Source organism: Lysinibacillus sp. Bpr_S20 (assembly GCF_023337835.1).
In the GTDB taxonomy this organism is placed as follows: Bacteria; Bacillota; Bacilli; order Bacillales_A; family Planococcaceae; genus Lysinibacillus.
On sequence record NZ_JALNLQ010000007.1, the window covers coordinates 181412 to 196847 of the forward strand.

Sequence of the window (15436 nt, forward strand, 5' to 3'; positions counted from 1 at the left end):
TACTTTTACTTATTTACGTTTTGATTTTTTCTTTTTGCCTTTTTTAGCGATGCCCTCGTAGAACTTTTGCTTTTGCTTCACGCCTTTTTTAGGGCCTGGGCTTGAGCCATCCTTGCGGCGTCCTCGTGGATCACGGTCGTTTTCACGTCGCTCTCCTTGTCCGCCACGGCCTTCTTCATTGCGACCATTTCGACCGCCACGTCCGCCTCGTTCTTCTTCGTTGCGGCCACCGCGCCCGCCTCTTTCCTCTTCATTGCGGCCACCTCTGCGGCCATTACGACCACCTTTGTTGTCGCTATAATTTTTACGTGCGTGAATGACTGTAGGTGCTGCTTTTCGTGTTCGTCCATAAGACGTTACCATTCCGACGATTTCAAAGTCAACGGATGACTCCTCAATAATAACATTTGCTACTCGGACTGTAACCTCATCACCAATACGGAATTGACGATTTGTACGTTCACCAATCATAATCATTTGACGGTCGTCAAAACGATAGTAGTCATCTGTCATATTGCTAATATGGACAAGTCCTTCAATCGTGTTTGGTAGCTCCACGAAAATACCGAAGTTTGTAATGGATGAGACGATCCCTTCAAATTCTTCACCAATTTTATCGGACATATATTGTGCTTTTTTCAGCGCATCTGTATCGCGCTCTGCATCGACAGCACGGCGTTCACGTTCTGAAGTATGATCAGCAATTTCATCCATCGCCATACTCCACTGTGCAATTGTTTCTTTTGATGTATCTTTATTAATTAAATACGTACGAATTAAACGATGGACGATTAAGTCCGGATAACGTCGAATCGGTGATGTAAAGTGTGTATAGAAATCCGTTGATAGACCAAAGTGTCCTAAGCTTTCAGGATAATATTTTGCCTGTTGCATTGAGCGTAGAAGCATCGTTGAAATAACTGGCTCCTCTGGCATGCCTTCAATGGCCTTTAATACATCCTGTAGTGCTTTCGGATGCACTGTGTTTCCTGTTCCTTTGATTAAAATACCGAAGTTCGTGACAAATTCAAAGAAGCGTTGCAGCTTTTCTGGCTTTGGATCCTCGTGAATACGGTAAAGGAACGGTACATTCATCCAATGGAAATGCTCTGCGACTGTTTCATTGGCAGCTAGCATGAAATCTTCAATTAATTTTTCAGCGACTGTACGTTCACGTAATTCAATATCGATTGGCCAACCATCTTCGTCTACGATCACTTTAGATTCTTTAAAGTCAAAGTCAATCGCACCACGCATTTCACGTTTTGTACGTAAAATGTTAGACAGCTCAGCCATATGTTTAAACATTGGTACTAGAGGCTCATAGCGGGCCATTAGCTCTGCGTCTTGCTCCTCTAAAATTTTGTAAACATCTCTATATGTCATACGCTCAGTTGTTTTAATGACACTTTGGAAAATTTCATGTGAAACCACATTACCATTCGCATCAATAATCATTTCACAGGATAGTACTAGACGGTCAACCTGTGGATTTAATGAACAGATACCATTCGATAATCGATGTGGAATCATTGGAATAACGCGGTCTGTTAAATATACACTTGTCGCACGATCATAAGCTTCAACATCTATTACAGAGCCCTGTGTTACATAATAACTAACATCTGCAATATGTACGCCAAGTTTATAAGTACCGTCTACGTTTTTCGTTACGGTTACAGCATCATCCAAGTCCTTCGCATCTGCTCCATCGATTGTCACAATCGTTTCGTGGCGTAAATCACGACGACCCTCTAAATCTGCCTCGGTAATTTCATCTGGCACTCGTTGCGCAGCCGCAACCACTTCTTCCGGGAATTCAGGTGGAATGTCATGCTTATATAAAATAGAGAGAATGTCTACACCTGGGTCATTTTTGTGCCCTAAAATTTTCGTGATATAGCCCGTTGCTGATTTTAAATCCTCTGGCCAAGTAGCAACCTCAACGACAACCTTGTGTCCATCAACTGCCCCTAACGTATCTCCCTTAGCAATGAAAATGTCCATCGGTAGTTTTTTATCATCTAAGACAACAAAACCAAAGCCTCGATTTGCTTGGAACGTCCCAACAAAGCTCGTTTGTCCACGTTCTACTACCTTTGTCACAGTTCCTTCACGGCGATCGCCGAATGATTCCTTTAACACACGGATCAAAACGATATCGCCGTTAATCGCACCATTTATTTCATGCGGTGGAATGAAAACATCATCCATTCCCTCAATATCAGGCGTCACAAAGCCAAAGCCTTTTGCATGCCCGATAAATTTACCTCGCAGTAAATTCATGCGCTCTGGTAGACCATAGCGATTAGAGCGAGAACGCACAACTAAGCCCTGGCCCTCCATACGTACTAATGTTTTCACTAACTCTTTAAATTCGTCAGCATCCTCAAAACCAAATACATCCTCGATTTCGCCAACCGTTAATGGTTTATATTCTTCTTCACCGAAAAAATCGAGTAAACGACTTTGTAGTGAATTATTTTGTTCTTTCATAATTTCCCTCCTTCATGAGAAAATCCTACTTATAATTTTATTGTGCCCAATTTAGGCTTTCTAAAAAGCGATAAATATCTTCATGTAACTGATCTTTTTCTTGATCTAATGTAATAACATGTTTTGAGTTTTCATACCACTTGATCTGTTTTTCAAGTGACTCAGTTTGATTATATATAATGTTGGCAGATTCTGTCTCAATTACCTCATCATTTGTCGCTTGTACGACAAAAATGGGTGCATAAATCATGTCAATTTCTTGTCGTGTCCGCGCAATAAATTCTCGTAACTCTTGTAGAGATGGCATGCCCTTTTCAGCAATTACCGCAACCTCAGCCTCGATTTGCTCCGGATCTTTACCTAAGAACTTTTTATAATCCCTCGCATATTTCAGTACACCTTGAAACATAACATCTGTTGTACGCATCGTCATTGGTGCACACATTGTCACAATACCTTTCACCGGGTTATTCAGCGCAATATTTAAAGCCATCACACCACCCAAAGACAAGCCAGCCACAGCAATCTCCTCATAGCCGGCATCCTGCAACTCTTTGTACGCGGCTACGACATCCTGCCACCAATCAGCAGGACCTGTTGTAATAAGTTCCTCCGGTTCCACACCGTGACCTTTATAATGAGGTGCTAATGTAGTATACCCTTTTTTCTCTAAAAATCTCCCAAGCATTCGCACATCCGCCGAGCTTCCCGTAAACCCATGCAATAACAAAACAGCTCTAGGTCCTGCTTGAAAGAAAAAAGGCTGTGATAACGATTTCTTCATTGCGAGCTCTCCTTCTTCCAAATATGTACTATAACTATTATAGCCATACCAAAGCTTCCTCAAAAGTTTTGGCGCTTGTTTTATGAGGTTTTAATGGCTCTTTCCTGCATTTTGAGGATCCTATCCATGATTTTTGCTCTTCTATCCACGATTTCGAGGATTCTATCCACAACTTTATCTTTTCCATCCGCGATTTTACGATTCGCGGGTATTCGCTTTGCTTCCGCGGGTATTCGCTTTGCTTCCGCGGGTATTCTCTCTACTTCCGCGGGTATTCGCTCTGCTTCCGCGGGTATTCGCTCTGCCTCCGCGGGTATTCGCCTTCCTTCCGCGGGTATTCACCTTGCCTCGCGGGTATTCGCCTTGCTTCCGCGGGTATTCGCCTTACTTCCGCGGGTATTCGCCTTGCTTCCGCGGGTATTCGCCTTGCTCCGCGCGGGTATTCGCTTTGCTCCACGCGCGTATGTTTCGCCTTGCTTCCGCGGGTATTCACCTTGCTCCGCTCGGGTATTCGCTTTGCTCCGCGCGGGTATTCGCCTTGCTTCCGCGGGTATTCGCCTTACTTCCGCGGGTATTCGCTCTGCTTCCGCGGGTATTCGCCTTCCTTCCGCGGGTATTCGCTTTGCTCCGCTCGGGTATTCGCTCTGCTCCGCTCGGGTATTCGCTCTGCTCCGCGGGTATTCGCCTTGCTTCCGCGGGTATTCACCTTGCTTCCGCGGGTATTCGCTCTGCTTCCGCGGGTATTCACCTTGCTTCCGCGGGTATTCGCCTTACTTCCGCGGGTATTCGCTTTCCTTCCGCGGGTATTCGCTCTGCTTCCGCGGGTATTCGCTCTGCTTCCGCGGGTATTCGCTTTGCTTCCGCGGGTATTCGCTTTGCTCCGCTCGGGTATTCGCTTTGCTCCGCTCAGGTATTCGCTTTGCCTCCGCGGGTATTCGCTTTGCCTCCGCGGGTATTCGCTTTGCCTCCGCGGGTATTCGCCTTGCTTCCGCGGGTATTTCCCTATTCCGCGCGCGATTAATTTTGCTGAACCAACGATGTAACCATAAAAGAAAACGCCCAACCAGTAAAGGTTAGGCGATATATCTTCAACTATTAGATTTTTGTAATAGCGAGTGCTAAAATAAAGAATACTATTGCTAACACAATTGTTGCACGGTGAAGGATTAAATCCATACCACGTGCTTTTTGCTTTCCAAATAGTTGTTCAGCTCCACCCGAGATGGCACCTGACAAGCCTGCACTTTTACTAGATTGAAGTAATACTACAACGATTAACGCTATGGATACGATAACTAATGAAACTAATAATACTGTATGCATTCACTGCACCTCCCGAACTTTGAACATCACAACATATCACATTATAACAAAAAAAGGTTCTCTTGACAAACTGAGATTCATAAATACCCTTTTTCCCCCTCTATCGGTTCGTTTTTCTAAAAAGCTTGTTCCACATTAATACCACGTTATCCTATAATTATTAAAAGTATCATCACTAAATAAATCTTGACGACTCCTTGGAATACGTTTTTAGAGATGATGCAAAATGTAATCGTATAGGAGGAATTATGAAAAAAAGTATATTACTGATTTTTTCACTTATTATTTTAAGCATGCTTAGCGCTTGCTCAGCTGCTATCAAGGCCGTCGAAGCTTTAGTACCAGAGGAACCTGAATATGAAGAAGAAACTTCTATAGACCTTAAGGAGCCTACTAGTAAAGCTCAATCAGGTGAGTTTTCTGCGGAAGATCTTTTTTCAACGACTCTTTTCAAAGAAGACCCTGCTTTACTACAATTTTCGAAAAAGGTTGAAAAGCAGATAACAAAATTTGACCCGAACTTTACAGTCATGTATAGAGGTAAGTTAGATTGGGATACTTTTGAAGAACAACTTAATGATCTTTATAACATACTTAGTTTCGTTAATCCTTATACTGCGGGATATATCGAAAATTATAACTGGGAAGCTTGGGAAGTAGATAATGGTTACGAGGTAGATTTTGATTTTACATATTTAACAGATGCCAAGAAAGAAAAGAAGATTGATACTTATGTTCAGGAATTTGCTAATAAGTTTATTACAAAAGATATGGATGATTTTCATCGTGCGAAAGCCGTTAATGATTTTGTCGTACAACTAGCCACTTATTCGGATGAGGATGCATCAGAGGGACAATCGGTTTATGCGTTAATCACTAAAGAAACAGGTGTTTGTCAAGCTTATGCGCTGTTAGCCTATCGTTTATTTTTGGCGGCTGATCTCGATGCTAAATATGTATATGGCTATAGCGATAATCAGCTTCATGCGTGGAATTTAGTGAATGTTAATGGTGATTGGTATCATATTGACACGACTTGGAATGATATTAATCCTATTGAGCCTTATGCTATTTCCTACGAATATTTTTTAGTGAATGACGAGAAACTAAGTGAAGATCATATTTGGGCAAATGAAAACTACTTTGCTGCGACAAGCAATGCGTACGATTTTATGCATGATATGTGGTATGCAGATACTGTTGGCGATGTTGTTTATTATAATAGCATGACCGATAACATGGTCTATGCCTATGACTTGGCAACAAAACAAAATAGACAAGTGACTGAAACAGCCTGCTATTACTTGGCAGCTATTGACGATGCGATTTATTGCAGTGATTATGATAATGGAGGCTTTTTAACAAAGATAGTTATAAACGATGGCTCAGAAGAAGTGTTAGTAGAGGAAGAGGTTCTAAACTTGTTCATTGATGATAAAGGGGCATTATTATACGAAACGAATGATGGTAAAACACATTCACAAAATTTATAGCCAATTCAAGAATCTGCAAGCTTCCATCAATCCATGGAAAGTAAGCAGATTCTATTTTCCCCTTCACCTTTGAGATCATCGTACCTGGAGCGGGCACAAAGAAGAACATCAAGTCCTCGCTCAGGGGTGATAGGACTTATCCTTCACAACATCCCCTGTAATCCATCCTTACTTACAACCTTTTCTTTACATGAATTGACCCTGAGGAGGAAAATCATGAAATACTCAAAAAAATGGAGATCCTTGTTGTTAGCAAGTGCTATTGCTTTATCGTCGATTAGTTTCGCCCAGCCGCAAGTACAAGCAGCCCAAGTAAAGAAGCCAACCAATGTGATTATGCTCGTGATGGATGGTAGTAGTAATAACGCCGTGACACTCTCCCGTTGGTACAAAGGACAAAGCTTAGCGATGGATGAAATTTTATCAGGGGCAGTGCGTACCTACTCTGCCGATTCAGCCATTACTGACTCAGCACCAGCCGCTACTGCATTAGCAACTGGTCATAAATCAAATAATAAATTTGTGGGTGTGCTACCTTCCGTTATTAATTCACCAGGGGTCGAGCAAATTGCCAAAAAGGATGCTTATAGACCTATAGCCAATGTTTTAGAAGGGGCTAAACAGCAAGGCAAGGCCACTGGATTGATTGCTACTTCGGAAATTCAGCATGCTACACCTGCTGGTTTTTCTGCACATGTGAGACATAGAAGCCAATATGATGACATCGCTGAGCAGCAAGTTTATCAAAACATTGATGTCGTATTAGGTGGCGGCTTAGAATCTCTTACACCAGGCACAACGAAAAATGCTCGTAAAGATGGCGAGAATTTAGTGGATGTCCTGAAGAAAGAAAACTATGATATCGTTAAAACGCGTGATGAGCTCTTTCAAAGTAAAGCGTCAAAAATTTGGGGTAGCTTTGCTCCAGGTGCCCTTGCCTATGATTTAGATCGTGCTCAAACAAGAGCATCCGAGCCAACTCTTGCTGAAATGACAAGTAAAGCTATTGAGACCCTTAAGAAAAATGATAACGGCTTCTTCCTATTTGTAGAAGGAAGTAAAGTAGACTGGGCAGCGCATGCCAATGACCCAATTGGCATGATTAGCGATATCTTATCGTTTGATGCGGCAGTCAAGAAAGCTGTTGATTTTGCAAAAGAAGATGGTCATACAATGGTCATTGTTGTTACAGACCATGGCAATAGTGGTATTTCTATGGGGAATGCCAACACGACAGGTACTTATCCCAGCACACCTGTATTTGCCTATATCGATCCTCTAAAGAAAGCAAAAATGACCATTGAAGGTGCACTGAGCCAATTAAAAGAAGACAAGTCAAATATTGTTGAAGTCGCCGCACTTTATGGTTTAGATAATCTGTCTGCGGACGAGTTTGCAACATTACAATTAGCTACAGATACAGAAGAAGAAATGGTGAAAATGCTTGCCAACCGTGCTAATCTTGGCTTTACGACCGGTGGGCATACCGGCGATGATGTATTCTTATACTCATTCGGACCATCCAAAATTACAGGTCTTGTAGAAAACACAGACATAGCCTATGCGATGGCAAAGTTTATGGGCTTCGATTTAAAGAAGCTGACAGATGATTTATATATACCAGCAACAAAAGCATTTACGGAAAAAGGGTATACCACTAAAATTGACCTCACAAATAAAGAAAATCCTAAATTTATTGCACAAAAAAATGATGTAACCGTCACAATCCCAGTAAATAAGAACATTGTCATCAACGAACAAGACAAGACAGTAAAAACGCATACGTTTGATACGATCAATGTCTACAACGGTACTGATTTTTACGTTTCTAAAAAAGTGTTAAATATGCTTAAATAAGAGCCCGTTACAGCGGGGTAAGGTGAAACTTAATCAGCGGTGGACTCTTCTCCACCACTGATTTTTAGTCTTCATCAAAGCTTTTGCGTAGTCTTGATCCTGACATTTACATATACATTACCATCCGTTATAAGGGGATAAAAATTAGGATGCTATCATAAGTTGAAAGCCTTGCAGTAGATTCAGATTACCGATTTCATCACCTGTTTATTTTTTGGGCAGGTTCCATTTTGGTGATCCCTCTAATCCTTACATATTTTATACCGCTATTTTCCATACTGTTTACTTTGATTTTACTTCCATCTAGTATGCTTAATATAACGAACGTCCTTAAGATAAATTTAAGGATTTTTTAAGTACAAATGAAGCGGAAAAACAGCGATAATAGAAATTGTTGCGGGTTAGTAAAAATTCAAGTTGAAGTGGACCAAAGCGTTAAAAAAAATCATTTTCTTACTTTCATTTTAGTCATTATTCCTAAACCTTAAATTTACCTTAAAATAATCTTATGATTTTATGAATAAACAAGAAAATGTGCAACATTTTTATCTTCAATCCGTCACAAAAGTAATAAAAATTTAATTAATGTAAAAATAATTTAGAAATAACTTGAAAAAATATCAATTTATTTAGTATATTTACAAAGTTATAAGCTTTTTTGGGGGTGGACATATGCAATCCATTAAAAATAATGAGGTTTTACGTTTTATAGGCTTTACGTTATTTTACTTCATCATTTTAGTGCTCTTGTTTCTAATCCATGGCTTCCATGATATGAATGCAGGACCATTTATATATACTGAATTTTAAGAAAAGGAGATATAAACTATGTTAAGTATTTTAGAGGCTATTCAAAAAGTGGCACAACAGCAGCCAAATCAAACGGCCTATCAAACCAACAGTGATTCCTTAACTTATGGTGAGCTTTGGCATTTGTCTGACTGTGTAGCACAATATTTAATGGCTCTTGATTTAAAAAGACAACAACCTATCGTCGTCTACGGGCATATGTCACCTTTACAAATCGTTGCCTTCTTAGGTGCTGTAAAGGCAGGTCATCCTTATGTACCGGTTGACTCTTCTACACCGTCCGAAAGACTACAAATTATAATAGAAGCTTCTCAGGCTTGTTTGCTACTAAAAACGGAATCATTGAGCTCGGCTCAAGCAGTCCCTGTAGTAGAAGTAAGTGATCTAGTAGCACAAACTACTAGCATTTCGACAGAGCCTTCAACATGGGTGAAGGACCAAGAAATTCATTACATTATTTACACATCTGGTTCTACTGGTAAGCCAAAAGGTGTCCAAATTACAGCCGATAATTTAGCCCATTTTGTTGCTTGGATGCATGATCATTTCCCTTTACAGGAATCTGGTGTATTTCTAAATCAAGCGCCTTATTCCTTTGACTTATCTGTGATGGATTTATACCCTGCACTTGTAGGTGGGCAAACACTTTACGCCATTAAGCAAGAACAAATTGCTAATCCAAAAGCGTTATTTGAATCATTAGCTTCATCTGATATTCGCGTTTGGACTTCTACACCTTCCTTTGCGAAGATCTGTTTAATGAACAAAGAATGGAATCAGGCGTTAATGCCTTCGTTAAATACGTTTTTATTCTGCGGAGAAGTTTTACCAGTATCCGTCTCTAAAGAATTAATGCAACGCTTCCCACAAGCATCTATTTTCAACTTATACGGTCCTACAGAAACAACCGTTGCCGTCTCTTATGTAGAAGTAACAAAAGAGCTTTTAGCTCAATTTGACCAATTACCAATCGCCCCTCTATCTGAACCTAATCTATCCTTGCAAGAAGATGGCGAGATTATTATTTCTGGGCCAACTGTAAGTGCGGGCTATCTTGGTGCGCCTGATTTAACACTTAAAGCGTTTCCTACAATAGGAGATCAACGTATTTATAAAACTGGGGACGTTGGTTATGAAAAAGATGGCTATCTGTTCTTCTCAGGACGAAAAGATTTCCAGGTGAAACTGCACGGTTATCGTTTAGAAATCGAGGAAATCGAAAAACAAATCGGCAATCTTCCAGCTGTTTCTAGCTGTGTAGTTATACCTGTTTCAAAAGATGATGAGATTGTTTCACTAAGTGCATATGTTGTTCTTCGAGAGCCATTGACGGACTCTGCTTTCAAAATGACGAAGCAGCTTAAAGCATTGTTATCGGAGTATTTACCATCTTATATGATTCCGAAAACATTCAAATACATTGACACTTTACCTTTAAATACAAACGGTAAAGTTGATCGTAAAGGATTGGCGGTTATGGAAACAGTATGACGCCTTACGGAAATATAATTTTTTTCATCATCATTGGTATTCTGTTAATGCCAACAATTATTTTAGGACTACGCGGGAAATCAGCTAAAGGCTATAATATCTTTATTTCGATTGTCATTTTAGCTCTTATTTTTGGTAACTCCCTTAATGGTTCCGTTTCTCTTATACTGTTTACAGTATTTCAGTTATTATTAATTATCGTTTACCAAAAATATCGCTCACAGAAGAATAGCACCTCTGTATTTGTCATTGCTGTACTATTGTCTATTTTGCCACTTGTGCTTGTGAAGGTTCTGCCAATACTCGGCCTTAAAAATTTATTCGGGTTCTTAGGGGTATCCTACATTACCTTTAAAGCGGTACAAATGATTTTAGAAACACGAGATGGCTTAATTAAAAATAAAATTTCACCAGTTGAGCTTGCTTATTTCTTACTGTTCTTCCCAACAGTATCTTCGGGACCTATTGATCGTTGGAGACGCTTTGATAAAGACTTGCACACAGTGCCGTCTAGTCAAGACTATCAAAAACTACTGTTAAGTGGAATCAATTGTATATTTGTAGGCTTTTTATATAAATTTATTTTGGCTTATTTAATCTACAATTACACGCTTATTTATTTACCAAATCAAACGTACAATTATTTGACACCTTTTCAAGGGCAAATAGCGTATATGTATATGTATAGTTTTTATTTATTTTTCGATTTTGCGGGCTATAGTGCTTTTGCTGTTGGTGTCAGTCGCATTATGGGTATTCAAACGCCAGTTAACTTTAACCGTCCATTCTCGAGTCGCAATATTAAAGACTTCTGGAACCGTTGGCATATGAGTCTTTCCTTCTGGTTCAGGGATTATGTTTATATGCGCTTCGTGCTTTGGATGACGAAGAAAAAATGGATTAAAAACAAATATACAGTTTCTTATCTTGGCTTCTTTTTACTGTTCTTTTTAATGGGTATTTGGCACGGATTAGAATTGCACTTTGTTGTCTACGGTCTGTACCATGCCATGTTAATAATCTGCTTCGATAAATTTGAACGCTGGAATAAGAAGCGTAAGATTTGGCCAAAAAATAAATGGACTCATGCAATCGGCGTATTTATTACGTTTAATGCCATTTGCTTTGGTTTCTATATTTTTTCAGGAACATTATTTTAATTAATGGCTCTGTTCATATTTTTATGAATAACGAAGCCTAAACACTAAAGGAGATTTATAATATGGATAAACAACAAGTTTTAGAAATGCTAGTAGAATTATGTGAGGACGATATCATTGTAGAAAATCCAGATATCGATTTATTTGAAGAAGGGCTTCTTGATTCATTCGGTACAATTAATTTATTAGTGGAAATTGAAAATCGTTTTAATATCTCAGTGCCAATTACTGATTTTAACCGTGAGGAATGGAACACGCCAAATCGTATTGCAGCGGAATTAGCTGAAAGACAATGATAAAGAAAGGCTTTCTATCATTACTAATTGCATTCGTTCTTTTTGCTGCCCTTTTATTCTTCCCTAATTCCTGGATAAAAGCTTGGATTTCAGATGAAGATGTAGAGCAGGCAAAGACTAGTATGTCTCCGTTAGTGTTCCAAGGGATGTACTTCCAGGAGCGAATGTTGCAGGAGCCTAATACGATGCCTTTATATGGCTCCTCAGAATTAAATCGTTTTGATCCTTTCCACCCTTATAACTATACTCGAGCTACAAATGCTCCCTATACGACATTTATGGTCGGGCGTGGTGGTATGCAGTCTATAACACACTTTTTAAATTTTGCTGCACAGGAAAAGAATTTAAAAGATAAGAAAATTGTCTTCATCATTTCACCGCAATGGTTTACGAAAAAGGGAATGAATGAATTACATTTTTCTCCTAACTATTCGATGTTGCATGCTTATGATTTAGCATACAATAAGGACATTGACGAGGATCTTCGAAATCGAGGCATGAAACGCCTTCTTGAATTCGATACGGTGAATCGCGATGATCTGCTGAAAATAATTTATGAATATAAATTATCTGGCGGTAAGGAAAAACCAATCATTGGACGACTTGCCATGATTGCTGGCCATGTCCAAAAGGCCTTTTTAGAGAAAAAAGATTTATATTACTCGCTCTTCCCTCGAGAAGGTAGTAACTTAAAAAGCAATGACAAACTAGTTACCGACCAAACATTTGAGCAACAATTGCAAAATGCCGAGAATTATGGCGAAAAACGTGTATCCAATGATTTAATGATTGAAAATAAATTTTATAAACGACTTGTAAATGCTAATATTAAGAAGTTTAAAGGTATGCGAAAAAACGAAGACTATACGACTTCACCTGAATATGAGGATTTACAGCTAGTCATTGATGTTCTAAAGGATGCTGGTGCAAAGCCACTATTTGTTACGATTCCAGTAAATGGTCATTGGTATGACTACACTGAATATCCTGCAGATCGTCGTGAAAAATATTACGAAAAAATGGATCAGATCTTAACTGATAATGGTGTTCCATTTGTTGATTTCTCAGGCCATGACTATGATCCTTACTTCATAATGGATACGATTCATATCGCATGGAAGGGCTGGGTTTATCTAGATCAAGAGCTAGACAAATACTGGGCACAGAAATAAATCGTTTTCCAATAGAGACAGTCTAAAGTGTTAATCACTAAAGGCTGTCTCTTTTTTTGTGGATTATCTTTGAGGGCAAATGCGATGTTTAAAAATATGTCACTACTGTAAAACGAGGGGTGATTTCCGTTCCGACTGGGGCGTTGGCGTTTCATGTTCATACATGCGAGTTGGTCCATTTTCTATCTATTCTGATGCCTCCTCTACCGTTTTTAATCCAATTAAAAGGTCTTTTTACAAGATTTGTCGAATAATAATTTATATAGCAGGTTGCCTTTTTTGGTAAAGTCAGTAAATTATTGAAAGGTAGGTTTGGTTTATTGAGAAATAAGTATGTTATTTTTAGTATCCTATCAACATTATTTTTATTATTGCTTTCTGGTTGCACTAGTCAAAAAGATTCAGAATTAGCGACTATTTCAATTAACACCGATTCTAAATATGTGAGTACTTTCAAGGATTTAAATTTAGGTACAGTATTAGATTTTCATTTCAAATTAAATCAAGCCGATAAACGTTGGGTGGATCTTTGGGTTGAAAGTTATAAAGATGGGCAATTAGAGTCTAATTCATTAACGGCATTATCATATGGGCAAAGTCCAAACAAAGTAGAGGAAGGCAATATAGGGTTCGGGATAATCAATACTGATGATGAATCGTTTGCTTTTCTTTATGGACCAAGTATGAGAGCAAACCCGATAAAAATTGACAAAATTCCGTCTGACGCTAGTATTAGTGTATGGGATTATGCAATTGGAGATGAAACAGTAAAATTAAAATTGAACGAAACTTATTTACTAGGTGTATACAGAGAATCAAAAGGAAACTCTATACGAACATACGACTTGCAGGACGAAAATGAAGTAAAAAAAATGATACAAGATGACCATCTTGTATATTTATTGAAATTAAAAATTCATAATGAATCTAATTAAAAACTAATTTCTAGGGCCTCGACTGAGCAGTTCACTCGGGGCCTTGCTCACTTTTCTTTCCAACCTGAGGTTTCCCGGATTACCCGATCACTTTTTACTTCTACCTAATCAATTCCCGCGGGGAACCGAGCACCTCTGCATCCTACCTGATCAATTCTCGCGGGGACCCGATCACTTTATACTTCTACCTGAGCAGTTTTCCAAATCACCTGATCACTTTGCCAAAGACCACCTCCTCAATAGCCCGCCCAAACAACAAAAAAATCGCCTCAAAAGTATATAAATACCTTTGAGACGACACTAGAAAAGCTACTAAGTAATAGCTTATTTTAAGTTATAGAATGATTTTAAACCAAGGTACTCAGCTGTTGAACCAAGTTGATCTTCGATGCGAAGAAGTTGGTTGTATTTCGCTACGCGGTCTGTACGTGACGGAGCGCCTGTTTTAATTTGTCCAGCGTTTGTCGCAACTGCGATATCAGCAATTGTTGCATCTTCAGATTCACCAGAACGGTGTGAGATCACTGCTGTGTAACCAGCGCGTTTTGCCATTTCGATCGCTTCAAATGTTTCTGTTAACGTACCGATTTGGTTTACTTTGATAAGGATTGCATTACCAACACCTTGCTCAATACCAGCAGCTAATTTTTGCGTGTTTGTTACGAATAGATCGTCACCTACTAGTTGTACGCGAGCGCCGATGCGATCTGTTAATAATTTGTGTCCAGCCCAGTCGTTTTCGTCTAAGCCATCTTCAATTGAGATGATTGGGTATTTGTTTGTTAGCTCTTCGTACCATTCAACCATTTCTTCAGAAGTTTTGACTACGCCTTCACCATCTAAGTGATATTTGCCATCTTCTTTATTGAATAATTCAGATGAAGCAACGTCCATTGCAAGTTTCACTTCTTCACCTGGTTTATAGCCAGCTTTTTCGATTGCTTCTAAAATTACAGTAATGGCTTCTTCGTTTGAACCAAGATTTGGTGCGAAACCACCTTCGTCACCTACAGCTGTATTATAGCCTTTCGCTTTCAGTACTGCTTTTAAGCTGTGGAAGATTTCAGCACCCATACGTAATGCATGACGGAATGATTCTGCGCCTACAGGCATTACCATGAATTCTTGAATGTCTACGTTGTTGTCAGCGTGAGCGCCACCATTAATGATGTTCATCATTGGTACTGGTAGTTGTTTTGAGTTAAATCCACCAAGATATTGATAAAGAGGTACATCTAAGTAATCTGCCGCAGCATGTGCAACTGCCATTGATACACCTAAAATAGCATTAGCACCTAGTTTACCTTTGTTTTCTGTGCCATCTAGCTCGATTAAAGCTTTGTCGATGACTACTTGATCAAGAACTGAGTAGTTACCTTCTAGCTCTTGAGCAATAATTGTGTTTACATTTTCAACTGCTTTTAATACACCTTTGCCTAGGTAACGAGATTTGTCACCGTCGCGTAATTCTACCGCCTCATATTCACCTGTAGATGCACCTGATGGTACGATTGAACGTCCAAAAGCGCCTGATTCTGTAAATACTTCAACTTCTACTGTTGGATTCCCACGTGAGTCTAAAACTTCGCGCGCATAGATTTGTGTAATAAATGGCATAA

Annotated in this window: 12 protein-coding genes; 8 read left to right on the forward strand and 4 right to left on the reverse strand. The window is 39.3% G+C overall.

Annotated features, from left to right (window positions below):
• Positions 1-9 precede the first annotated feature (9 nt).
• The 3 genes from rnr to secG form a co-directional block, all read right to left on the reverse strand.
• Positions 10-2496: a ribonuclease R gene (gene rnr, locus MWJ95_RS17515; RefSeq protein WP_249106842.1), complete on the reverse strand. Its 2487-nt coding sequence runs from the start codon at positions 2494-2496 to the stop codon at positions 10-12.
• A 37-nt stretch (positions 2497-2533) separates the two neighbouring features.
• Positions 2534-3280: an alpha/beta hydrolase gene (locus MWJ95_RS17520; protein ID WP_249106843.1), complete on the reverse strand. Its 747-nt coding sequence runs from the start codon at positions 3278-3280 to the stop codon at positions 2534-2536.
• A gap of 1095 nt (positions 3281-4375) precedes the next feature.
• The gene (secG, locus tag MWJ95_RS17525; protein WP_249074980.1) at positions 4376-4603 is read right to left on the reverse strand and encodes a preprotein translocase subunit SecG; all 228 of its coding nucleotides are present in this window, start codon (positions 4601-4603) and stop codon (positions 4376-4378) included.
• 248 nt (positions 4604-4851) lie between these two features.
• Between secG and MWJ95_RS17530 the strand changes: the two genes are divergently transcribed.
• The 8 genes from MWJ95_RS17530 (at position 4852) to MWJ95_RS17565 (ending at position 13817) form a co-directional block, all read left to right on the forward strand.
• Positions 4852-6096 carry a transglutaminase domain-containing protein gene (locus MWJ95_RS17530; RefSeq protein ID WP_249106844.1) on the forward strand — a complete coding sequence of 415 codons (1245 nt, stop codon included), beginning with the start codon at positions 4852-4854 and terminating at the stop codon, positions 6094-6096.
• A gap of 216 nt (positions 6097-6312) precedes the next feature.
• Positions 6313-7953, forward strand: coding sequence for an alkaline phosphatase (locus tag MWJ95_RS17535; protein WP_249106845.1), 1641 nt, complete (start codon positions 6313-6315; stop codon positions 7951-7953).
• 672 nt (positions 7954-8625) lie between these two features.
• Entirely contained in the window at positions 8626-8763 is a 138-nt protein-coding gene (locus tag MWJ95_RS17540) for a teichoic acid D-Ala incorporation-associated protein DltX (RefSeq protein ID WP_049669007.1), read from the forward strand.
• Positions 8764-8781: 18 nt separating this feature from the next.
• Positions 8782-10254 carry a D-alanine--poly(phosphoribitol) ligase subunit DltA gene (dltA, locus tag MWJ95_RS17545; RefSeq protein WP_249106846.1) on the forward strand — a complete coding sequence of 491 codons (1473 nt, stop codon included), beginning with the start codon at positions 8782-8784 and terminating at the stop codon, positions 10252-10254.
• On the forward strand, positions 10251-11414 hold the full coding sequence (gene dltB, locus MWJ95_RS17550) for a D-alanyl-lipoteichoic acid biosynthesis protein DltB (protein WP_249106847.1): 1164 nt from the start codon (positions 10251-10253) through the stop codon (positions 11412-11414). The genes dltA and dltB overlap by 4 nt, the downstream gene beginning before the upstream one ends.
• A gap of 62 nt (positions 11415-11476) precedes the next feature.
• Complete coding sequence (gene dltC, locus MWJ95_RS17555; protein ID WP_249074975.1) at positions 11477-11710, forward strand: D-alanine--poly(phosphoribitol) ligase subunit 2; 234 nt, start codon at positions 11477-11479, stop codon at positions 11708-11710.
• Entirely contained in the window at positions 11707-12882 is a 1176-nt protein-coding gene (gene dltD / locus MWJ95_RS17560; RefSeq protein WP_249106848.1) for a D-alanyl-lipoteichoic acid biosynthesis protein DltD, read from the forward strand. Before dltC ends, dltD begins: the two co-directional genes overlap by 4 nt.
• A 320-nt stretch (positions 12883-13202) precedes the next feature.
• Positions 13203-13817 carry a hypothetical protein gene (locus tag MWJ95_RS17565; RefSeq protein WP_249074973.1) on the forward strand — a complete coding sequence of 205 codons (615 nt, stop codon included), beginning with the start codon at positions 13203-13205 and terminating at the stop codon, positions 13815-13817.
• A gap of 324 nt (positions 13818-14141) precedes the next feature.
• Here the strand turns inward: MWJ95_RS17565 and eno are convergent, their stop codons facing one another.
• Complete coding sequence (eno, locus tag MWJ95_RS17570) at positions 14142-15434, reverse strand: phosphopyruvate hydratase (protein WP_249074972.1); 1293 nt, start codon at positions 15432-15434, stop codon at positions 14142-14144.
• Positions 15435-15436 lie beyond the last annotated feature (2 nt).

What these genes read in the sequence shown, in the direction of transcription:
- rnr (WP_249106842.1), bottom strand. Translation starts at nt 2,496, where the DNA reads ATGAAAGAACAAAATAATTCACTACAAAGTCGTTTACTCGATTTTTTC.
- MWJ95_RS17520 (WP_249106843.1), bottom strand. Translation starts at nt 3,280, where the DNA reads ATGAAGAAATCGTTATCACAGCCTTTTTTCTTTCAAGCAGGACCTAGA.
- secG (WP_249074980.1), bottom strand. Translation starts at nt 4,603, where the DNA reads ATGCATACAGTATTATTAGTTTCATTAGTTATCGTATCCATAGCGTTA.
- MWJ95_RS17530 (WP_249106844.1), top strand. Translation starts at nt 4,852, where the DNA reads ATGAAAAAAAGTATATTACTGATTTTTTCACTTATTATTTTAAGCATG.
- MWJ95_RS17535 (WP_249106845.1), top strand. Translation starts at nt 6,313, where the DNA reads ATGAAATACTCAAAAAAATGGAGATCCTTGTTGTTAGCAAGTGCTATT.
- MWJ95_RS17540 (WP_049669007.1), top strand. Translation starts at nt 8,626, where the DNA reads ATGCAATCCATTAAAAATAATGAGGTTTTACGTTTTATAGGCTTTACG.
- dltA (WP_249106846.1), top strand. Translation starts at nt 8,782, where the DNA reads ATGTTAAGTATTTTAGAGGCTATTCAAAAAGTGGCACAACAGCAGCCA.
- dltB (WP_249106847.1), top strand. Translation starts at nt 10,251, where the DNA reads ATGACGCCTTACGGAAATATAATTTTTTTCATCATCATTGGTATTCTG.
- dltC (WP_249074975.1), top strand. Translation starts at nt 11,477, where the DNA reads ATGGATAAACAACAAGTTTTAGAAATGCTAGTAGAATTATGTGAGGAC.
- dltD (WP_249106848.1), top strand. Translation starts at nt 11,707, where the DNA reads ATGATAAAGAAAGGCTTTCTATCATTACTAATTGCATTCGTTCTTTTT.
- eno (WP_249074972.1), bottom strand. Translation starts at nt 15,434, where the DNA reads ATGCCATTTATTACACAAATCTATGCGCGCGAAGTTTTAGACTCACGT.